This is a genomic window from Pantoea sp. y20 (genome assembly GCF_054903455.1).
Map to the genome: position 1 here is coordinate 3,454,837 of NZ_CM142816.1, position 20,933 is coordinate 3,475,769.

21 protein-coding genes are annotated in these 20,933 nt (G+C 54.1%); 9 read left to right on the forward strand and 12 right to left on the reverse strand.

The window, feature by feature from the left end:
* Window positions 1-182 precede the first annotated feature (182 nt).
* The gene (locus tag ACYAC5_RS15975) at window positions 183-470 is read left to right on the forward strand and encodes an Rdx family protein (RefSeq protein ID WP_462062010.1); all 288 of its coding nucleotides are present in this window, start codon (window positions 183-185) and stop codon (window positions 468-470) included.
* 69 nt (window positions 471-539) lie between these two features.
* Here ACYAC5_RS15975 and ACYAC5_RS15980 read toward each other — a convergent pair whose 3' ends face one another.
* The 3 genes from ACYAC5_RS15980 to ACYAC5_RS15990 form a co-directional block, all read right to left on the reverse strand.
* Window positions 540-1,079 carry a PadR family transcriptional regulator gene (locus ACYAC5_RS15980; RefSeq protein WP_137386436.1) on the reverse strand — a complete coding sequence of 180 codons (540 nt, stop codon included), beginning with the start codon at window positions 1,077-1,079 and terminating at the stop codon, window positions 540-542.
* 89 nt (window positions 1,080-1,168) lie between these two features.
* Entirely contained in the window at window positions 1,169-1,951 is a 783-nt protein-coding gene (locus ACYAC5_RS15985) for a siderophore-interacting protein (RefSeq protein WP_462062011.1), read from the reverse strand.
* Between the two features lie 274 nt (window positions 1,952-2,225).
* Window positions 2,226-2,369, reverse strand: a complete 144-nt coding sequence (locus ACYAC5_RS15990) for a hypothetical protein (RefSeq protein ID WP_167391184.1) — start codon at window positions 2,367-2,369, stop codon at window positions 2,226-2,228.
* Between ACYAC5_RS15990 and ACYAC5_RS15995 the strand changes: the two genes are divergently transcribed.
* Window positions 2,370-2,426: an SEC-C metal-binding domain-containing protein gene (locus tag ACYAC5_RS15995; protein WP_137386906.1), complete on the forward strand. Its 57-nt coding sequence runs from the start codon at window positions 2,370-2,372 to the stop codon at window positions 2,424-2,426.
* A gap of 195 nt (window positions 2,427-2,621) precedes the next feature.
* Here the strand turns inward: ACYAC5_RS15995 and ACYAC5_RS16000 are convergent, their stop codons facing one another.
* From ACYAC5_RS16000 to ACYAC5_RS16015, 4 genes are all read right to left on the reverse strand, one after another.
* Entirely contained in the window at window positions 2,622-3,488 is an 867-nt protein-coding gene (locus ACYAC5_RS16000; protein ID WP_192412078.1) for a helix-turn-helix domain-containing protein, read from the reverse strand.
* A 223-nt stretch (window positions 3,489-3,711) separates the two neighbouring features.
* Window positions 3,712-3,858, reverse strand: coding sequence for a DUF2474 domain-containing protein (locus ACYAC5_RS16005; RefSeq protein ID WP_462062012.1), 147 nt, complete (start codon window positions 3,856-3,858; stop codon window positions 3,712-3,714).
* Window positions 3,859-3,880: 22 nt separating this feature from the next.
* Window positions 3,881-4,885 (reverse strand): cytochrome d ubiquinol oxidase subunit II, encoded by a 1,005-nt coding sequence (gene cydB / locus ACYAC5_RS16010; RefSeq protein ID WP_064738586.1) that lies wholly within the window; start codon window positions 4,883-4,885, stop codon window positions 3,881-3,883.
* A 1-nt stretch (window position 4,886) separates the two neighbouring features.
* The gene (locus ACYAC5_RS16015; protein ID WP_101761884.1) at window positions 4,887-6,308 is read right to left on the reverse strand and encodes a cytochrome ubiquinol oxidase subunit I; all 1,422 of its coding nucleotides are present in this window, start codon (window positions 6,306-6,308) and stop codon (window positions 4,887-4,889) included.
* 565 nt (window positions 6,309-6,873) lie between these two features.
* On the opposite strand from ACYAC5_RS16015, the gene yghX reads away from it, so the two are divergent.
* Window positions 6,874-7,764 carry a YghX family hydrolase gene (gene yghX / locus ACYAC5_RS16020; protein ID WP_462062013.1) on the forward strand — a complete coding sequence of 297 codons (891 nt, stop codon included), beginning with the start codon at window positions 6,874-6,876 and terminating at the stop codon, window positions 7,762-7,764.
* 33 nt (window positions 7,765-7,797) lie between these two features.
* Here the strand turns inward: yghX and ACYAC5_RS16025 are convergent, their stop codons facing one another.
* Window positions 7,798-8,160, reverse strand: coding sequence for a winged helix-turn-helix transcriptional regulator (locus ACYAC5_RS16025; protein ID WP_462062014.1), 363 nt, complete (start codon window positions 8,158-8,160; stop codon window positions 7,798-7,800).
* A 97-nt stretch (window positions 8,161-8,257) separates the two neighbouring features.
* On the opposite strand from ACYAC5_RS16025, the gene ACYAC5_RS16030 reads away from it, so the two are divergent.
* Window positions 8,258-9,112 carry an SDR family oxidoreductase gene (locus tag ACYAC5_RS16030; RefSeq protein ID WP_110867251.1) on the forward strand — a complete coding sequence of 285 codons (855 nt, stop codon included), beginning with the start codon at window positions 8,258-8,260 and terminating at the stop codon, window positions 9,110-9,112.
* A gap of 413 nt (window positions 9,113-9,525) precedes the next feature.
* The gene (gene treF, locus ACYAC5_RS16035) at window positions 9,526-11,184 is read left to right on the forward strand and encodes an alpha,alpha-trehalase TreF (protein WP_052026007.1); all 1,659 of its coding nucleotides are present in this window, start codon (window positions 9,526-9,528) and stop codon (window positions 11,182-11,184) included.
* A gap of 174 nt (window positions 11,185-11,358) precedes the next feature.
* Here the strand turns inward: treF and ACYAC5_RS16040 are convergent, their stop codons facing one another.
* Window positions 11,359-12,306, reverse strand: a complete 948-nt coding sequence (locus ACYAC5_RS16040) for a diguanylate cyclase domain-containing protein (RefSeq protein ID WP_462062015.1) — start codon at window positions 12,304-12,306, stop codon at window positions 11,359-11,361.
* A gap of 350 nt (window positions 12,307-12,656) precedes the next feature.
* Between ACYAC5_RS16040 and ACYAC5_RS16045 the strand changes: the two genes are divergently transcribed.
* From ACYAC5_RS16045 to ACYAC5_RS16060, 4 genes are all read left to right on the forward strand, one after another.
* A complete protein-coding gene (locus ACYAC5_RS16045) occupies window positions 12,657-15,881 on the forward strand; it encodes a transporter substrate-binding domain-containing protein (RefSeq protein WP_462062016.1) in 3,225 nt (1,074 codons plus the stop codon).
* Window positions 15,878-16,582 (forward strand): response regulator, encoded by a 705-nt coding sequence (locus ACYAC5_RS16050; RefSeq protein WP_137386443.1) that lies wholly within the window; start codon window positions 15,878-15,880, stop codon window positions 16,580-16,582. Before ACYAC5_RS16045 ends, ACYAC5_RS16050 begins: the two co-directional genes overlap by 4 nt.
* 118 nt (window positions 16,583-16,700) lie before the next feature.
* Window positions 16,701-17,765, forward strand: coding sequence for a mannonate dehydratase (uxuA, locus tag ACYAC5_RS16055; RefSeq protein ID WP_462062017.1), 1,065 nt, complete (start codon window positions 16,701-16,703; stop codon window positions 17,763-17,765).
* Between the two features lie 198 nt (window positions 17,766-17,963).
* Window positions 17,964-18,377 (forward strand): ester cyclase, encoded by a 414-nt coding sequence (locus tag ACYAC5_RS16060; protein WP_137386445.1) that lies wholly within the window; start codon window positions 17,964-17,966, stop codon window positions 18,375-18,377.
* Here ACYAC5_RS16060 and ACYAC5_RS16065 read toward each other — a convergent pair.
* The 3 genes from ACYAC5_RS16065 to ACYAC5_RS16075 all read right to left on the reverse strand — a co-directional run bounded on the left by ACYAC5_RS16065 (window position 18,360) and on the right by ACYAC5_RS16075 (window position 20,820).
* The gene (locus tag ACYAC5_RS16065; RefSeq protein ID WP_192412083.1) at window positions 18,360-18,782 is read right to left on the reverse strand and encodes a MarR family winged helix-turn-helix transcriptional regulator; all 423 of its coding nucleotides are present in this window, start codon (window positions 18,780-18,782) and stop codon (window positions 18,360-18,362) included. The genes ACYAC5_RS16060 and ACYAC5_RS16065 overlap by 18 nt on opposite strands.
* Window positions 18,783-18,973: 191 nt before the next feature.
* Entirely contained in the window at window positions 18,974-20,236 is a 1,263-nt protein-coding gene (gene fabF, locus ACYAC5_RS16070; protein WP_462062018.1) for a beta-ketoacyl-ACP synthase II, read from the reverse strand.
* Window positions 20,237-20,274: 38 nt separating this feature from the next.
* Window positions 20,275-20,820: a winged helix-turn-helix transcriptional regulator gene (locus ACYAC5_RS16075; protein WP_101761873.1), complete on the reverse strand. Its 546-nt coding sequence runs from the start codon at window positions 20,818-20,820 to the stop codon at window positions 20,275-20,277.
* Window positions 20,821-20,933: the final 113 nt, after the last annotated feature.

The window sequence follows — 20,933 nt, forward strand, 5'->3', positions numbered from 1 at the left end:
TGCTTGCTGCCGGAAAGTACGGACCTTGGTTAAAAGACCGCAAAAATTATGGACTTATTTTTTGTAATAAATGATGTCGAAAGGAATGTAATGCAAGTGGTAATCATTATCAACTAGCAGTAAGCTAAGATGTATCTTGGACCGCACATTTTGTTAACTTCATTATCTAAATGAGACACGTTATGTCACAAAAACCAGCGATTACCATTCATTACTGCACACAATGTAACTGGCTGCTGCGTTCCGCCTGGATGGCGCAGGAGTTGCTGCATACCTTTGCCGAGGATTTAAGAGCGGTAACGCTACAGCCGGGAACCGGCGGCGTGTTTGAGATTACCATTGATGGTCAGGTGATTTGGGAGCGTAAGCAGGAAGGCGGATTCCCGGATGCGGCAGCGCTGAAGCAGCGCGTGCGCGACGTCTGCTGGCCGGATCGCGCGTTAGGGCATGTGGATAAGAAGAAGAGTTGATTTGGGGTTCGTGCGTTATCGGAATAAACGGATGTACACGCACCTAAGGTCGTCATTCATGGCAACCTGCTAACTTTTAGCGATTTTTTCCGCCGCTTCCTGCAGCGCGCTGATCACGATCTCCAGCGCCTCATCCGAAATCTCTTCCTGCGCCAGACGATGATTCAAGGTGTGTTTGATCAGATGAATCGCCTGTTCGACCTGCGGAATGCTGCGGTTATTCACCAAAATCGCCAGCGAGGTTAAGCGCTCGATAATCGCATTCACATTGTCACGATTCTCCGCCAGCAGCGCCTCGCCGCCTTCATTCAGCGCATAGGCTTTACGCGATGCCTGCGCATCGACCACGCGAATCGCATCCATCTCTTCGAGCAACGTAAGGTTGGGATAGATAATGCCGGGGCTGGGTGAATATTCCCCTTTGGAGAGCTCTTCAACCGATTTAATCAGCTCATACCCGTGCGCAGAGCTGATGGCGAGAAAGTGCAGCATTAACAATCGGATATCGCTGGCATCCAGCATCCGCTCCCGACGCTTCTTGCGTGCGCCTGCACAGACGGTGCGCTGTGCGTGATCGGACTGCCATGGAAAATCCCGCTGCTGTTTCATTGCCTTCCTGAGCGCTAATTAAGGGAGGTTGATAGTAGTCTGCCACCTGGCAAAATTCAACACAGGCGGCAGCGCGCGCGGCGTTGGCGTTATTTCTGATGCCAATAAGCTACGGCGCGCACGAAATCGGTATGTGCACCGCGTCCCTGGGTGAAGTAATCGCTCAGCAGTTTCGCCGCTTCGCCCTCGCCCGTCAGCCAGATGAAGTATTCAGTGGCAGGCAGCGCAATCCTATCCAGCTGCGCCTTAATCGGTGCCAGGTTATCGGCTTGCATGGTGCCGCTGCCCAACCAGCTCACCTGCACATTTGGCAGATCACCGAGATAATCGCGGCCGGTGGCTTCATCGGCATAGGCCAGCAGGTGAATTTCCTGCGCCTGGATTTCGCTGTAACGACGTTTAAAGGCGGGCAGACCGGTCTCATCACAGACGTAAATCTGGCAGGCGTAATCCGCCGGTATCACCAACGAACCGCGCGGGCCGCCCATCGCGATTTGATCGCCCACTTTGGCTTGGTTTGCCCAGCTGCTGGCAACGCCGCCATCGTGGATGTAGAAATCGATGGTCAGAGAATCGACGCCGTTAAATTCCAGCGGCGTGTAATCACGCGCGGCAGGACGCACACCATTCGGCCAAACGATGCCTTCATCGGTGATCTGCGGCAGCGCCAACTCTGCACCGGCATGTTCCGGGAAGAACACTTTGATGTGATCGTCAAACGATGGCGAGTTGAAGCCGGCCAGATCGCTACCGTTGAAAACAATGCGCCAGAATTCACCGGCAATCAGCGTCTTGCTGACCACGCTGATGTGGCGGAAACGCAGTTCATTGCGCACACGACGTGGCGCGCGTTTGGAAGGGTGAGTTTGCAAGTAGTGTCTCCCTAAAAGATAGTGAAAGTCATTCTCATCTGATGGGGAGAGAATAGTTATGATATATCTTCGACGCAATGCCGAAAAATGCTATTGGTAAATTGGCATGTTAAAACAGCGCGATAAATCGCGCCGCTACGATGAAGAGCAGTGAGGGATAAGGTGCAAATGACAAGCAGGAAGTGGAGCGCCGCAATTTATTACGCAATACATAAATGCGTTTGACTGCCGAGACCGCGCTTAGATTGCAGCGGTCACGGATTTTAAAACCGGATTACGCCTGGCGATTGCCGCAGGTCACGAAACTGCCATCATCCTGGCTATGTTTCGGCAGCACATTGTCGCCCAGAATTTCATGCTGCGCACAATGCGGTTGATGCGGATGCAGTCCGCCCGGCGGTGAAAAAGGCTCAGCCATTTGTGCACTTGCCAGCGAAGAAAACGCTACAAGCGCTGTCATGAGGAACAACGGTAGAAGTCGCATAATTTTTTTGTCTGTTCACTATAGCGGCCCGGAATGGACCAGAAATGCAGGTGATTATCCAGCCTGATGTGTGGCGGCTGGTGATTTACGCGGCCAATCAGGTTTCGATGAAGAATTTTACGCTTATTACGCCAGTGAGTTTATAAAATCGTGCGGTTTGTCACGGTTTACCGCACGAATTATGCATTACTTATCCGTCACCGGAATATAGAAGGTGCCTTGCAGCAGATCGGGCGTGCTGTATTTCAAATCCAGCTTAAGCAAATCTTTGCCCGCACGGCGTGCCACGCCCAGCGCTGGCAAGTGGTTGTAGTAAATCTCCGCGGTGAACGCGTTGATCTCTTCCGGCGCGCCGTGCCAGTCAATCTCCGCACACAAACCCCTCTCGCCGGTCCAGTTCTGCACGTTACGCGGCAGCACGTCGGCGTATTGACTCTCCAGCGCCTGGAACAGGCTGATGTGTTGCTGGTCGGCAGAATGCACGCCCGGACTGAACTGAAAGCCCAGCCAGCCGCGGTTCACATGCTGACCGGCAAAAGCGATGAAATCGCGCGTATGCTGCGCCACCACATGATTTTGATGATCGATGTATTCCCCGAAGCGGCATTCCCACTCAATCACTTCGCCACACAACTGAATCTCCGGCTTCTGCGCCAGACGCGCATTGACCCACTCACGCTGCGTGGAGATGCGGCTGTGGAAATCCTTCATCAGCATTTCCGGAATGCGACGATAAGCACCCGGCGTCATCGAGAAGTGGCTTTTAAACACACGGGTAAAATTCTGCTGATTATCAAAACCAAAGCGCACCGCAATATCGATCAGCGGCATGCTGGTCAGACGCAGCGCCATCGCCGCCATGGTCAGACGACGTTTGCGCGTGTAGGACGCCAGCGTTTGTCCGGTCATCTCTTTGAACATGCGCTGCATGTGCCATTTGGAGTAACCGGATTTCAGGGTAATCAGATCGATGTTGAGCTCGTCGGTCAGGTTCGCTTCTATCCAGTCCACCAGATCGTTGATGTACTGTTTTTTTACATTCAGGCTGAGCATGATTTTGATAGTCGAATGAGGTGGTTAACGTCATGAATTTGCGTTATTCGTCACATAAATATAACAAAAACGTATTACCAACGTAAGGAAGAGTAAAGGTAGCGCAACGGGAAAAGCATTAATTGCTTAGGTTACTAACGTTTTTATCGCGCACGAAAAGAAAAAAGGTCGTCACGAATGACGACCTTGCGGTGATATCAACTGCTTGAAGCGGTGCGCGGGCTCAGTGCGAACGCATGCCTGCTGCCGTCATCATCATACGAAACAGTGATGCCACCACACCGAGTGCCAGCACGCTTGCGCCGTAAATGACTACCAGCCACATCACCTGCTTCCACCACGGAATCTTCGTTTCAGAGTGAGTTTTCATGTTGCTGACCTAGGTTTTCATATCAATGGTATCCTTCGTCGGCTTTGATTTTTCCGCGGAACACGTAGTAACTCCAGAAGGTGTAACCCAGAATTACCGGAATAATCAGCAGGCCGCCCACCAGCATAAACGCCTGGCTGCTCGCCGGAGACGCCGCCTGCCAGATGGTGATTGACGGTGGAATGATGTTCGGCCAGATGCTGATACCGAGGCCCGAGAAGCCAAGGAAAATCAGCGCCAATGTCAGGATGAACGGCGAGTAATGCGCTTCACGTTTGATGGCGCGCACAATCCCCCACGAACACAGCACCACCAGTACCGGAACCGGCAGGAACCAGAACAGGTTCGGACGCGAGAACCAGCGCTGCGCGATATCCGCGTGCGTCAGCGGCGTCCAGATACTGATAATGCCCACCACCAGCAGCAACGTCAGCGTCAGCGGCGTCGCCAGCGCAGACATCTTACGGTGCAGATCGTGTTCGGTTTTCATGATTAGCCAGGTACAACCCAGCAGTGCATAGGCGATGACCAGACCGACGCCGCAGAACAGCGGGAACGGCGCTAACCAGCTCATCGCTGAACCCGCATATTCACGGCCAACCACCGGGAAACCATTCAGGATAGCGCCCACGGCCACGCCCTGACTGAAGGTGGCCAGCAGTGAACCGGCAATGAATGACTTATCCCAGAACGCACGGTGTTCTAGCGTGGCTTTAAAGCGGAACTCAAACGCTACGCCACGGAAGATCAGGCCAATCAGCATCGCCGTCAAAGGAATCGACAGCGCATCCAGCAACACCGAGTAGGCCAGTGGGAACGCGCCATACAGCGCCGCGCCGCCCAGCACCAGCCAGGTTTCGTTGCCATCCCAAACCGGGGCAACGGTATTAACCATCATGTCGCGTTCGATGGGATCTTTATTGAACGGCAACAGCAAGCCAATGCCGAGATCGAAACCATCCATCACGATGTACATCAAGGTGCCAAACACGATGATGGCAAACCAGATAATTGAAAAGTCGATCATCTTAGTGCTCCCCACTCTTTTCGCTATGGGTTTTGGCCGCCGACAACGGACGCGCTGGCGTGTGATGCTGACCCGGACCACCGTGATCAACCTCTTTACCTTCGCCGGTCACCGGACCCTCTTTGATCAGACGCATCATGTAGAGATAACCGACACCAAACACCGACGAGTAGACCAGAATGAACGCCAGCAGGCTGATGCTCATGTGCATATCGCCATGTGCCGAGACCGCATCAATGGTGCGCTGCACGCCATATACCACCCACGGCTGACGCCCAATCTCGGTGGTAAACCAACCGGCCAGAATGGCGATCAAACCCGATGGACCCATCAGCAGCGTGAACCACAGGAACGGACGCGAGTGATACAAACGGCCTTTGAAACGCAGCCACAAAGACACCACGCCGAGCGTAATCATCAGCAGGCCCAGCGCCACCATCACGCGGAATGACCAGAAGATGATGGTGGAGTTTGGACGGTCCTCTTTCGGGAAGCTCTTCAGCGCAGGGATTTGCTTCTCCAGGCTGTGCGTCAGAATCAGGCTGCCGAGGTACGGGATTTCCAGCGCGTACTTGGTGCGCTCCTGCTCCATATCCGGCACACCGAACAGAATCAGCGGCGTGGCTTCACCCGGCTTGTTTTCCCAGTGTCCTTCAATTGCCGCGATTTTCGCAGGCTGATGCTCAAGGGTGTTCAGGCCGTGCGCATCACCGATCATCGCCTGAATCGGTGCCACGATCAGCGCCATCCACAGCGCCATCGAGAACATCTTACGAATCGCTGGATTGTCGTTACCGCGCAGTAAATGCCATGCGCCCGACGCGCCGACAAAGAAGGCGCTGGCCAGGAAGGCACCGACCGACATGTGAAACAAGCGATAAGGGAACGAGGGGTTGAAGATGATTTTCAGCCAATCTTCCGGTACCACGATGCCGTTCTGGATGATGTAGCCCTGCGGCGTATGCATCCAGCTGTTTGACGCCAGAATCCAGAAGGTGGAGAAGATGGTGCCGAGCGCGACCATGCAGGTTGCAAAGAAGTGCAAGCCCGGACCGACGCGGTTCCAGCCAAACAGCATCACGCCAAGGAAGCCCGCTTCAAGGAAAAAGGCGGTTAACACTTCATAGGTGAGCAGCGGGCCGGTGATACTGCCAGCAAACTGTGAGAAACCGCTCCAGTTAGTACCGAACTGGTACGCCATCACCAATCCGGATACCACGCCCATGCCGAAGTTAACGGCAAACGCTTTTGACCAGAAATGGTAGAGATCGCGATAGGTCTCGTTACGGGTTTTCAGCCACATCCCTTCAAGCACCGCCAGGAAACTGGCGAGACCGATGGTGATGGCTGGAAAGATAATATGGAAGGAAACAGTAAATGCGAACTGAATCCTGGCCAGATGAAAGGCGTCTAATCCAAACATTGCTTACCTCATTGCCACAAATTACACCGAATTTTTACTTATAATTAACAAGCAGAGCGCAGCGGTTATTTCGCCGTGCTTAAAGAAATGTCGCGCCAATGTAAAAGGAAGTGGTGCGAACAAAAAGATACAGGGGAAGTCGGTAAAACTATAACAGTGTTTTTTGATTTCGATCATTGTTTTCAGCAGAAACTAATACTTTAAAAATCACTACGTTAAGGTTAATCACCCTCATTCATTGTGACAATATTGTTATTGTTTTCCGCCTATTCCCGCTGTGCTTATCAGGTAAGCACTTCATTTATTTATTTTTTAGTGCGAAGAAAAATGGCGTTATTTACGGTAAATAAGTTGAGCATGTAAATATTTCCGGACAGCGCAGGATGATCAGGATTGTTAATTAAAAGCTAATATTTTTAGAACAAAAAGATATATTTCTGCTGTTTATTAAACAGGTGATGTAAACGCAGTGACGTTAACCTACTGCGGCATGGTATTTGCCAGCGGCGACAAGCTGTGCTTTTTTAGAGCAGTAATCAACCAGTTAAACAGCGAAGGAGAGGTTATGGCCCGTCTTACTGCACAGGATTTCCCTCAGGAACTGCTCGAGCTTTACGATTACTACGCCCACGGCAAAATCAGCAAACGCGAATTTATCGCGATGGCGGCGAAATTCACCATCGCCGGCATGACCGGCGCCACGCTGCTCAGCGCCATGAGCCCCAATTATGCTCTGGCGCAGCAGGTGGAATTTACCGATCCGGCGATCAAACCGGAATACATTCACTATACGTCACCGCAAGGTCACGGCGAGGTGCGCGGCTATCTGGTGCGACCGGCCAATGCATCCGGCAAAGTGCCTGCGGTGGTAGTGGTGCACGAGAATCGTGGCCTCAATCCCTATGTCGAAGACGTGGCGCGACGGGTAGCGAAAGCCGGTTACATCGCGCTGGCGCCCGATGGTTTGAGCTCGCTGGGCGGTTATCCGGGGAATGATGATGAAGGCAAAGTGATGCAGGCCAAAGTCGACCCCACCAAGTTGATGAATGACTTCTTCGCCGCGATTGATTTCCTGATGCACCACGAAGAGGGCACCGGCAAAGTGGGTATCACCGGCTTCTGCTACGGCGGCGGCGTAGCCAATGCGGCGGCAGTCGCGTTCCCTGATTTGGCCTGCGCGGTACCGTTCTACGGCCGTCAGCCTAAAGCGGAAGATGTGCCGCGCATCAAAGCGCCGCTGTTGCTGCACTACGCCGCGCTGGATAAAGGCATCAACGAAGGTTGGCCAGCCTATGAAGAGGCGTTGAAAGCCAATCACAAAATCTATGAAGGCTATGTTTATCCCGGTGTGAATCATGGCTTCCACAATGATTCGACGCCGCGTTATGACAAAGCCGCCGCCGAATTAGCGTGGAGCCGCACGCTGGGTTGGTTTGAGAAGTATTTACGCGCTTGAGGGTGCGGCGGTCGCCATAAATGGCGGCCCTTCTCAATGCGCCTTCAAAATCCGATGCACATTGCTCTCCAGCCAATCCGCCAGCCCGGTCACCTGCCCTTCCACTTCGCGGCCTAACGACGTCAAACGATACTCAACGTGCGGTGGCAACACGTCATAGGCAATGCGTTCAACAAAACCATCCTCTTCCATATAACGCAGCGTCTGCGCCAGCATACGTTCGCTGACGCCGCCAATCTTGCGGCGCAGCTCGCTAAAACGCAGGGTTTCTTCGCGCAGCGCCAGCAAAATCAGTACGCTCCAGCGGCTGGTAATGCGCTTCAACACGTCGCGTGACGGGCAATTCACGTTAAGCAACTCACCGCGCGTAAATTTTTCACTCAACTTTTCAGACATTTAACTCAGCTTCTCCAAACTAACAAATCTGTAAGTACTTACTAAAAGTTAGTTTATCGCTTAGGCTGTTTTCATACCAGTTCAACAGGAGAACAACATGATTGCGATTACAGGTGCCACAGGCCAACTGGGCCGTCTGGTGATTAATGCGTTATTGAAAAAAGTGCCGGCTAGCGAAATCATTGCGGCGGTGCGTTCGCCCGAGAAAGCGGCCGATCTGCAGGCGCTGGGCGTAACGCTGCGAGCGGCGGATTACAGCCAACCGGAAACGCTGCAAAGCGCCTTCGCCGGTGTCGATAAACTGCTGCTGATCTCTTCCAGTGAAGTCGGCCAGCGTGAAGTGCAGCACAAGGCGGTGATCGATGCGGCTAAAGCCGCCGGCGTTGGCTTTATCGCCTACACCAGCTTACTGCATGCCGATACCTCACCGTTGGGTTTAGGCGTTGAGCATCGTGCGACTGAAGCCCAGCTGAAAGCCTCAGGCATTCCTTTCGCGCTGCTGCGTAACGGCTGGTACACCGAAAACTACGCGGCGAGTATTGCGCCCGCGCTGGCGCATCATGCCTTTATTGGTGCGGTCGGCGAAGGTCGCATCGCTTCCGCGGCGCGCGCTGACTATGCGGCGGCAGCGGCCGAAGTGATCAGCCGTGACGATCAGGCGGGCAAGGTGTATGAACTGGCTGGCGACGACAGCTACACGCTGGCGCAGTTCAGCGCCGAGATTGCTAAACAGTCTGGCGAGCAAGTGGATTACATCAATCTGCCACAAGCCGAATTTGCCGCCGCGCTGAAAGGTGCCGGTTTGCCAGAGGGCTTGTCAGAGATGCTGGCAGATTCAGATGCCGGCGCCGAAAAAGGCGGTTTGTTTGACGATAGCCATACGCTAAGCAAACTGATTGGTCGCCCCACCACGCCATATGCGGACGTGATAAAGGCGGCGTTGCAGAAGTAAGGTGCGGCCTGATGCCCTCACTCCGACCCTCTCCCACGGGGAGAGGGAGTCGCTGCCACATTTTAGCTCTATCGGTTCCCTCTCCCGCCTGCGGGAGAGGGTTAGGGTGAGGGAAATACAGCTCAATCTCCGCTGCGTTTGCCATAAATTGATCAAGCCATTCCACGCTTTTTTGCGCAAATTTTAGCGATTTTCTTAAATACAGATATTTCTGTGCAGCTATTTAAACATCCATCCTAAAAGCCGCTTTCATTTCCTGAAATATAGTCCGTTGTAATCACTGAAAAATCATAAAAACACCGGATCCATCGACATGATTTATTACGTTCATAGATAAATCGCATTGTTGTTTCGCCCGTTCAGAGCTCTATAATTTGTTCTTTACGCATTCAAGAATTTACCAGGAGGCTGCTATTAATACTAACCAACAGCAATATAACGCTTTCGAGGATCGACGCGCTGATGCTGAACTGGAGTATCAATATAATCCTCACGAGTTCGTTCGCGAAGGTATGCAGGATTCGGAGCCGGAACCCGAGCTGATTGAAGGTTTGCCCGCGCCGGATGCGCTGACGCCTGCCGATCGCTACATGGAACTGTTTGAGCAGGTACAGACATCGCACATATTTGCTGACAGCAAAACGTTTCCGGACTGCGCACCAAAATTCGATCCGCTGGATATTTTAATCCGTTTTCGTCGCCGTAAACGCGCAGCGGATTTTGATCTGGAAGCATTCGTGCACGAACATTTTTATTCACCTCAGGTGAATGAGAGTTTTTATGTTTCTAATCCAGATAAAACCTTAACCGAACATATTGACGATCTGTGGCCGGTGTTAACCAAAATGCCACAGCAACATTTAGCGCACTCATCGCTGCTGCCGTTGCCGAAACCTTACGTGGTGCCCGGCGGCCGATTTGGAGAAACCTATTACTGGGACTCCTACTTCAGCATGCTCGGCCTCGCCGATGCAGGCCGTGACGATCTGCTGCGTCATATGGCGGATAACTTCGCCTGGCTGATTGATAACTACGGTCACGTGCCGAACGGCAACCGTACTTACTACCTCAGCCGTTCGCAGCCGCCGGTGTTTGCGCTGATGGTGGAACTGTTTGAAGAAGATGGCATTCGCGGTGCGAAACGCTATCTCGATCAGCTGATGAAAGAGTACCAGTTCTGGATGGACGGCGCGGGTGAGCTGATGCCGCATCAGGCCTATCGCCACGTGGTGCGCATGCCAGATGGTTCGCTGCTCAACCGTTACTGGGACGATCGCGACACGCCGCGCGATGAGTCGTGGCTGGAAGATATTGAAACCGCGAAGAAATCAGGTCGTCCGGCCAACGAGGTTTATCGCGATCTGCGTGCCGGTGCCGCATCGGGCTGGGATTACTCTTCACGCTGGCTGCGCGATCCGCAGCGTCTGGCGAGTATCCGCACCACGCAATTTATTCCGATCGATCTCAACGCGTTCCTCTACAAGCTGGAGCTGATGATTTCGACGCTGTCACATGCCAAAGGTGAAGAGCTCACGGCGCTGGCGTGGCAAAAAAAAGCCGATGCGCGTAAGCAGGCGATTCATCGCTATCTGTGGGATAACACTGCCGGGGTGTACCGCGATTACGACTGGCGTCGCGAACGCTTTGGCGCCTTCACCGCTGCTGCGGTGGTGCCGCTGTTCCTCGGCCTCGCCTCGCCCGAGCAGGCGCACCTGCAGGCCGTTGCGCTGCGTCATCTGTTACTGACGCAAGGCGGCTTGTTAACCTCAATGGTGGAGAGCGGCGAACAATGGGATAAACCCAATGCCTGGGCGCCGTTGCAGTGGATGGCGGTGGTCGGTTTGAATCACTACGGTGAAGAGACGCTGGCGACAGAAATTGCCGTTAACTGGCTGAATACGGTAAATAATTTCTATTCACTGCATCATAAGCTGGTGGAGAAGTATGACATCAGCGGCGATCGCGCCCGTCCGGGTGGCGGCGGCGAATATCCGCTGCAGGACGGCTTCGGCTGGACTAATGGCGTCACCCGCAGATTGATGACCATGTATGGGCATTTGCTGGCGGATTGAGATCGGTGCGGCCTGATGCCCTCACCCTGGCCCTCTCCCACAGGGAGAGGGAAACGCTGCCATATGTAAGCTCGATGGGCCTGAGGAGAGGGAAACGCTGCCACATATCCACACGTATCCGCTCGATCCGTCCCCTCTCCCGCCTGCGGGAGAGGGTTAGGGCGAGGGTAAAAGCTACCTCGCCAACCCAAAACCCTGCTTACCATTCTTCTTAATCTGATACATCGCCTCATCGGCCCGCGTCAGCGCTTCATCGAAGCTGTCGCGTTCCTGCACCTGCGCAATGCCAATTGACGCACCAATCTGCGCATGTCCATTATCAATATCAAACGGCGTCAGCGCGGCATCCAGCACCGCCTGCATCATAATGCGCACTTTCGGATAGTCGATCAGGAACGGCATCAGCAGCACAAACTCGTCGCCGCCGAGTCGGCCAATCACCACGTTTGGCGGCACCACGTCGATGATGCGCTGGCTCAGTTGAATCAACACCTCATCACCACTGCGATGTCCCAAGGTATCGTTGACGTGTTTGAAGTTATCGAGATCGATAAACGCCACGCACAGTGGGCCGAGCGCTTTCATCCTGCTGAACTGCGTATTTAGCGCATGGCGATTAGTCAGTCCGGTTAGCGGATCGTGATGCGCCAGCGATGAGAGCTGCGCTTCGTACTGCTTCTCTTTGGTCATATCAATGTGCGTGCCGGTGACTTTGAGCGGATTGCCCGCTGCGTCCCATTCTGTAACGCGTCCGCGATCCAGCACCCATTTAATGTTGTCGTTTTTGCCCAGCATGCGGTGCAGCGCTTCGTAATAAGGCGCGCGCCCTTCAATGTGATCGTAAAAGGCTTTGAGCACTTCGTCGGCGTCATCCGGATGCAGGCGTTCGCGCCACACATCGAACTGCGCTTTGGTCTCTTTCGGCTGAAAACCCAGCATCGCACCCCAGCGACGATTAAAAATCACCAGCTTACCGCTGGGAATATCCAGCTGCCACAAACATAAACCGGTTCCATCCAGCGCTGCACTCAGCTTATTACGCGCGTCATGCGCTATACGCTTTAACCGCGCATTATGCTTTTTCAGGTTCTGAATCTGCTGACGCAGCGCTTCTTCTGACATGGTTGGCTGAAGGAGAGGAAATAAGCGCTATTTTGCCTGCCGGGAAGTTTCTGTAAATAAAACAAATGAAAAGCCGATTAGCAGCGGCAAATTGGAGAAACTTCAGGAGTTACGTCGAAAGTTTCCTGTCAAAACAGCTAACTTAACTTACTTAAGTACCAGCTTGTAGTAAGCCCCGCCTACATACGTAAGAAATTTCTTAAAAAGTATTTAATAACCGTTGAGCTTCGTGCCGCTGTGAAGGGTCACTGGCGCATTAAAGCGCAGCCAGAGGGCCGCACCGCCGCACGGCAGTGCCTAAAGCAGCAAAGAAAACTGAGAATCAATTCGTGGGCAAACGCATTTTTAGCATGATTTTTTTGTTGGGCTTTTGTCTGTCGGCCTGGAGCGCCACCACCTTAAAATTCACGCCGCGTTACGGTCTGGTTTCCCCTGAAGTGACGCTGAATGCAGAGGGACAGCAGTGGCTAAAACGTCATCCGGTGCTGCGCATCGGCGTATGGAGCCATACGTTACCGCCCTATTCGGTTGAATTCGAAGAGGACACCTTTGAAGGACTGTCCGCCGATTATCTGGCCATCATCGCGAAAACGCTGAATCGCCCGGTCGAAGTTAAGCGCTATAACACCCGTCTCGATCTGGTTAACGCGCTCAATAACAAGCAAGTCGATTTAATTCCTTACTACCCGCAGGCTGCTAATCATGAAACCAAACTGGCGCTGAGTATTCCCTATTCGCTGGCGCAAAGCGTGTTGATTAGCCGCCGCCAGGCAAAATTTGATCGTCAGCTGAATGACAGCCGCTATCGCCTGATGTACTACGGTGACGACGAACTGAAAGCGCTGCTGCATAAACGCTATCCCGAAGCCACATTAGCGCCCGCCTCACCGCCGCTCTGGGCCTATACCGATACCGCTTTTAATGAGGACATGGTGTTCTGGAGTAACTCCGCCACGCAGCGCTATTTGTCGCAGCGCGGCTTGCAGAACATCATTGAAGGCCATAGCACGCCTTACATGAACGATGTGGATGCACGCTTTGCCGCCCGCGCGGACAATGCTGAGCTAATCGACGCCATTAATGAAATTCTTAAAAATATCCCGCTACGTAATGCCGTACAAATTGCCGAAGCCTGGGGGCTTGATTACCGGTCGGTGGTGAAGAATCATCCTTTGGACCTTAGCGAAGCCGAAGCAAAATGGCTGGCGGAGCACCGCGACATCACGGTGAATTACGACCCTACACATCTGCCTTTCACCTTCCTGGACAGCAAACAGCGTGTCGCCGGACTCAGCGTTGATTTGTTAAATCTTATCTCGCAACGCACCGGTATTCGTTTTCATTACAACCCAATGCGGGGCTTGAGCAATATGCGCGATGCGCTGGTTAATCAACGCGATTCCCTGATTGTGGTGAGTGACGGCGCGTCAAAGCAGAGCCCGCAGATTCAATACACGCGATCTTATGTCTATTCGCCTTGGGTGGTGATGACCCGCAGCGACAGTAACTGGCACAGTTTCGATGAGATGACAGGGAAACGCATCGGCATCTACGAGCGTTCTTATTATCGCTTTGATCTGCGTCGCCGCTGGCCAACCATCGATTTTAGTGAAAATGCGGTTTCGCTCGACTCCCTCGGGCAGCTGCAGGACAAAGAGGTTGACGGCTTTATCGTGCCCTACGAATCGGCGCAATATTTGCTGAATAACCACTTCAACGATCGCTTCAAAGTGGCGTTTGTCGCACCGTTGCCGATGTTTCGCATGGCGATGGCCACCAATGTGGCGGATGAGCATCTGAATTCCATCCTGAATAAAGCGCTGTCAGATATTCCGCAGCCAACCATGCAGTCACTGATGGAGCGCTGGATCAAGTACACGCCGCCCGCCACCAGCACGTCCTGGCAGAGCTATCGCAGTTACGTGCTGCGTATTGCTGCGGTGGCCGGCATTTGCCTGCTGTTCTTCCTGTGGCGCAACCATCTGCTGAAATCGTCGCTGGCGAGGCAGCGCCAGCACGAGCGCGAAATCAGCAACCAACTGCACACGATCGAAACCTTATTAGAGGACGTGCGTAAAGCGAAGCGTGCGGCACTGCGCTCCAGCGAGGCGAAAAGTACTTTCCTTTCACATATGAGCCATGAAATCCGCACGCCGTTGGCGGCACTGATTGGCCTGTTGGAGATTGAACATTTAGGTCAGAGCGACGAAGCGCAGCGGCAAAAGAATATCGATTTGGCATGGGAATCTTCTCGTTCACTGCTCTCGCTGGTCGGCGATATTCTCGACCTGGCGAAAATCGAATCCGGTCATTTCAGCATTCGCCACATGCCGATGTCACTGAGCGATGTGGTTTACGACACTGAAGCGCTATTCCGTCAGGTGGCGCTAAATAAAGGGCTGGCACTCAATGTCATGCTGGATATCGATCAGGACAGCGTGCTGTTTGATCCCGTGGCGTTGAAGCAGATCCTGGCGAACCTGGTCAGCAATGCCATTAAGTTTACCGCGCGGGGTGAAGTTGAAGTAGCGCTTTACCAGGCAGATATCACTAAACCCGAATACGTACTGGAAGTCTGCGACAGTGGGGTGGGTCTCACGCCAGAACAGCAAAAGGCGATTTTCGAGCCCTTTATTCAGGTGGATCAGGGCACTAATCGCGTCAGTGGCACCGGACTGGGTCTCAACATCTGTCGCCGTCTGGCGGTGATGCTGGGAACCGAGCTGCATGTAGAGAGCGAGCCCGATGAGGGCAGCGTATTTATGCTGCGCTTCATCGCCCAGCCCGCCACGCTGACTGAAGCAGAAGCTGAGCCAGTTGATGACGTTGTGCACGCATCCTTAAGAATGCTGGTTGTGGATGACAACGCCACCAATCGCCTGCTGCTGGCACAACAGTTGCGTTACGCCGGGCATCATGTGTTGGTGGCAGAAGACGGTGAAACGGCGCTGGCACTGTGGCGCGAACATGACGTTGATCGTGTGATCACCGATTGCAATATGCCAGGCATGGATGGCTTTGAATTTACCCGCCAGTTACGTATTGAGGAGAAGCTAATGAATCGCCGCGCAGTCCCGATTTATGGCCTGACGGCGATGGCAGAAGAGCGTGTTGCACAACTCGCGACGCAGGCTGGCATGGATGGTTGCCTGTTTAAACCGCTGGAGCGCACCCAGCTGCTGCGAGTGGTCACTGGCAGCGCTGCCAGCAGTGCGCGCAATGAAACCCTGCTTACCCTGGAAAACCTCGCGGCCAATGATCCGCAAGCCTGGCGCGATCTGGTCACCACCGCTCAGCAGCAAAATGCGCGCGATCTTGCACAACTGGAGCAAGCTGCCATGGCGGAGGACTTCCCAAGCGCACACCACGCTGCACATCAATTACTTGGCAGCGCCAAATTACTGCGCGCTGAAAGCCTACAACAGAGTTGCCTTGCCGCCGAGCAGGCAGCCGAACAACGAGAGAGTGCGTTCCTGCAGCAGCTGATTCCCGCAGTCGCTACAGCAGTGGCCGAACTGGAAGCGATCTTCCTCCACGCACTAAAAAATAATCCTGATAATGAGGTGAAACCATGAAACAAGATGCAATCTGGCAGGTTGCCGTATTAGACGATCATCCACTGATCGGCAAAGCAATTCAGTATCGTCTGGCGCAGGAAGCGCTGCTGGAGCTGGCTGGCGCCTTTTCGCAACGCCAACAGCTGATGGCATTTCTACAGCGTCATTCAGTGGACGTGCTGGTGCTGGACTACATGCTTGGCGAAGACGAACTCGACGGCCTGCAGATGGTGAAACAGCTGCGCGCGCGATATCCCGATTTAAAAATCCTGATCTCCTCGGCAGTAGAAAAACCGGCAATAGTGCAACTGCTGTTAAAAGCGGGTGTGCATGGCTTTGTGGGTAAAAGTGAAGACCAGGAAGTGCTGATTACCGCCCTGCATCAGGTATGCCGTAACAAGCGTTTTCTCACCGCCGATATGCTGCTGGAGATGGATAAGTTTCAGGAGAGCGATCGGGAAATGCATGACTATTTATTGCCGCGTCAAACTGGCGAAGATATCACGCTGCTGCTGCGCAATCTCAGCCCACGTGAGATCGAGGTGATCCGTTGCTATCTGGATGGATTAAGCATTACGCAAATCGCCGGAAAATATGCGCGCAGCCGTAAAACCATCAGCGGGCAAAAACAGACTGCACTGCGTAAATTGGGTCTGCGATCTGATTTGGAATTATTCAAATACAAAGAGCATTTCGGTGAAATTGTGCTGCATCACTGATGCATAAATTGTGTTCTGTGACGCGGATCAAGGCTTATTGGCCGCGCTGCGCTGTCATGATGTTTACTAGAATGGTAGTTTATCAGTTATCACAGACACGATAACGGTGGATGACATTATGCAGCTGACAATGCGTTGGTTTGGTCCGAAAGAAGATAAAGTTTCGCTGGAATATATTCGTCAGGTGCCGGGCGTGCGCGGCGTCGTGGGCGCGCTGTATGACGTGCCGGTAGGTGAAACCTGGCCGAAAGAGAAAATTAACGCGCTGGTTGAGCAGGTGCATGCCGCCGGGCTGACCGTGGAAGTGATCGAAAGCGTCAACATTCACGACGACATCAAAATCGGTCTGTCAAGCCGCGATCGTTACATCGAAAATTATCAGCAGAGCATCCGTAACCTGGCCGAAGCGGGTGTGAAAGTGATTTGCTACAACTTCATGCCGGTGTTTGACTGGATGAAGACCGACATGAACTACGTGCTGCCAGACGGCTCGCTCACCATGGCGTTCGAGAAGAAAGGCATTGATAAGAGCCTCGACGAGGTGGTGCAGGAAGTGCTGGGCAACGCCAATGGTTTCGCCCTGCCGGGCTGGGAACCGGAACGTCTGGCAAAAGTGCAGGATCTGTTTGCCCAATACAAAGATGTTGATGACGCTAAGCTGCGTGAAAACCTCGCTTACTTTCTGAAAGCGGTGATCCCGGTATGTGAAGAAGTGGGCGTGAAGATGGCGATCCACCCGGACGATCCACCGTATTCGATCTTTGGCCTGCCGCGCGTGGTGAAGAACCGCGACGATCTCGACTGGATCTGTAACGTGGTCGATTCCGAGGCTAACGGCATCACGCTATGTACCGGATCGATTGCCGAAGATCCGAGTAATGATGTGTACGCCATTCTGGCGGAGTTCTCGCGCCGCAAACGTATTCCGTTCGCCCATGTGCGTAACATCAAGATTATTCGGGATAAAGATTTCTACGAATGCGCGCACCCAACCGAATACGGTTCGCTGGATATGTATAAAGTGCTGCAATCGATGTATGACAACGGCTTCGATGGCTACATCCGTTCAGATCACGGCCGCTTTATCTGGGGTGAAACCGGCCGTCCGGGCTACGGTTTGTACGACCGCGCGCTGGGCACCACCTATCTGCTGGGATTGTGGGAAGCGCTGGGTAAGCGCTGAGTTGGGTGCGCTTTGTCCCTCACCCTAGCCCTCTCCCGCAAGCGGGAGAGGAACTTTTTGCTCCCTCTCCCCGTGGGAGAGGGCCGGGGTGAGGGCATCAGCGCGCACCATAATCACCGCACAACCTGACAAACTCGCCTTCCCCACTTGCCGTTAAATATATACAGTCAAACTGTACATATTCAGCGGGGAATCACCATGTCAGAACATAACAAAGCCGTTGTGCGTCGATTCAATCAGCAGGTGATTGCCGAAGGCGATCGCCAGGCTTTCGATCAACTCGTCGGCGAAAACTTCATTAACCGCTCAGCGCCAGCCGGCGCGCCCAGCGATCGCGAAAGTCTTTGGCACACCTTCGATCAGATCCTGCGCCCCGCTTTCTCCCATCTTCAGGTGCACGTTGAAGATCAAATCGCCGAGCGCGATTGGGTCACCACGCGCAAAACAATAACCGGCGTTCACAGCGGATCGCTGATGGGCATCGCGCCCACCGGTTTACCCGTAACGATCGCGGTGATCGATATGGTGCGAATTGAAGAGGGAAAATACGCGGAACATTGGGGCATGAACACGCTGGCGGCGGTGATAACGCAGTTAAAGCAGTTTGCGTAACGCAGCCAGCCCTTTTTGCAGATCGTCGCGATCCTGCTGGTCGAGTGTTTCATTGATGCGCGCCGCAAGCCAGTCGGCACGCTGTTGACGTGCGGCCGCCAACGCAGCGCGCGCCTGATCGCTCAGCACAATCACCTGCGCCCGCGCGTCCTGCGCGCTTTTTTGTCGCAGCACCAAATCTTGCGCCTCGAGTTCGTTAATCACTAATCGCATGCTTTGATGCTTCACGCCGCGCAGCCGCGCGAGATCGGCGATAGAAAGCGCGTCATGGCTGTCGAGCAGATCTAAGGTTTCATATTGCGAGGTGCGCACGGTCGCGGTGCTGACGCGGACGTTACGTACCAAATGGCTGACTATCTTACGGAGCTCTTCCGCCAGCTGCTGGGTTTCATTTTCAGTGCTCAAAGGGGCGATTCCTGCGCGCTATCGTCGGTCCATTATAGGAAACCTATTGCCTAATGCCTCAGTTAAGCACCCTATCAAATCACCGCACATTTCGTAGCGGCGCGATTTATCGCGCAATGAATTGCGCCGCTACAATGTGTGCTCTCAGTGATTAAGGGTTTTCATGTCTTGACTGACGAGCATTAGGAAACCTATTGCCAGGCTTTAAACAACAAACTGGCATTCACGCCGCCAAAGCCAAAACCGTTGGAAAGCGCATAGGTCATTGCCGTCGGCTGTGGCTTGAGTGCCACCAGATTCAGCCCAACAGCCGCTTCATCCGGATGCTGCAGATTGAGCGTCGGCGGAGCAACCTGATCGCGCAGCGCCAGAATCGAGAAGATCGCTTCCACGCCACCCGCCGCACCGAGCAGATGTCCGGTGGCCGATTTGGTGGAAGTGATTGCCACCTTGCTGCCAGCAAACAGCGAGCTAATTGCTGCCAGTTCGCCCTTGTCGCCGACCGGCGTCGACGTGGCATGCGCATTGATATGCTGCACCTCGCTCGCCGTAATGCCCGCCTGCGCCAGCGCGGTTTCCATTGCCCGGCGTGCCCCTTCACCATTTTCCGGACCGGCGGTGAGATGGTAAGCATCTGCGCTGATGCCGTAACCCACCAGCTCCGCCAGCGGTGCCGCGCCGCGCGCCTGCGCATGTTCCAGCGATTCAATCACCAGCAATCCCGCGCCCTCGCCCATCACAAAACCGTCGCGGTCGCGATCAAACGGACGCGAAGCCTGCTCTGGACGATCGTTAAAGCCGCCCGACATCGCTTTCGCTGCGGCAAATCCGGCCAGGCTCACGCGATGGATCGCCGCTTCGGTGCCGCCGCACAGCGCAATATCCGCTTCGCCGCTGCGAATCAAGCGCGCCGCATCACCAATCGCCTGCGCACCCGCCGCGCACGCGGTTACCGGCGCGCCAATTGGCCCACGAAAACCGTGTGCAATCGAAACGTGTCCGGCGGCCAGATTGGCGAGAAACGAAGGAATGGTAAACGGCGACAAGCGACGCGGCCCACGCTCGGCGGTGGTTTCAACCGCGTTGGCGATTTCGTTAAAGCCGCCGATGCCGGTGGCGATCACCGTGGCGGTGCGCTGCTGTTGCGCACTGTCCTGCGGGAACCAGTTGGCCTGCGTCAGTGCTTCATGCGCCGCCACCAGCGCGAACTCAATAAAGCGATCCATTTTCTTGCGATCTTTGGCGGCGATAATGCCGTCTGGATTAAAACCGTGCTGGGGATCCTGCTCCAGCGTCGGCACCTGTCCCGCCACTTTGCAGGCGATATCCTGCACCATCTCTGGCGGCAAGGCGCTGATGCCCGATTTTCCCGCCAGCAGCGACTGCCAAACCGCTTCCGTGCCGCAGCCCAGCGGCGATACCAGCCCCATGCCGGTAATGACAATTCGTTTCATTTATTATTCCTTAATCTGCGGATACTTGCGCGTTGCCGTTATGACTGCGGCTGGTGCAGCGGCGGCGGCGCAAATTTCTGGGTGTTATCTCCAGCGCGTTTTTTCTGCAGATAATCATGGCGATAGTGCATCATCGGCTCCGCTGCCGGGCCGGGCACCATCTGATAGTTATCCAGCGTCAGCGGCTGGCCGTTTTCGCTATCGACCAGCTGCATCTTCACCGGACGCTGCGTAGCGCTTTCCACCAGCTGCATCTGGCGACCTTCCGGCGAGAAATGCGTGCTGCCCCACTCGGTGAGCGCCAGAATCACGCCGCGAAAATCGCGACCAACGGCCGTCAGGTGATATTCGAAGCGCGCCGGGCTGGTGCTGTAACACACCTTCTCCAGCAAGCCATCGTCCACCAGCTCTTTCAGCCGCCGCGACAATATGTTGGGCGCTACACCGCTGCTTTTCTGGAACTCATCGAAGCGCGTAAAACCGGCCAGCGCATCGCGCATAATCAGTATGCTCCAGCCATCGCCAATGCGCCCAAGGCTGCGCGCGATGGGACAAGGCATGTTGTGGAGCGTTTGGTTTTTCAAGGTTGGCTATCCCGCATCGGTTTGATGGCGGATACTGTTGCAGAGTGACTTTCATTTTGCAAGTAACTTGCAGAGTGAAAGTGATTTGGCGATGGCTTCTTTGCACAATAAAG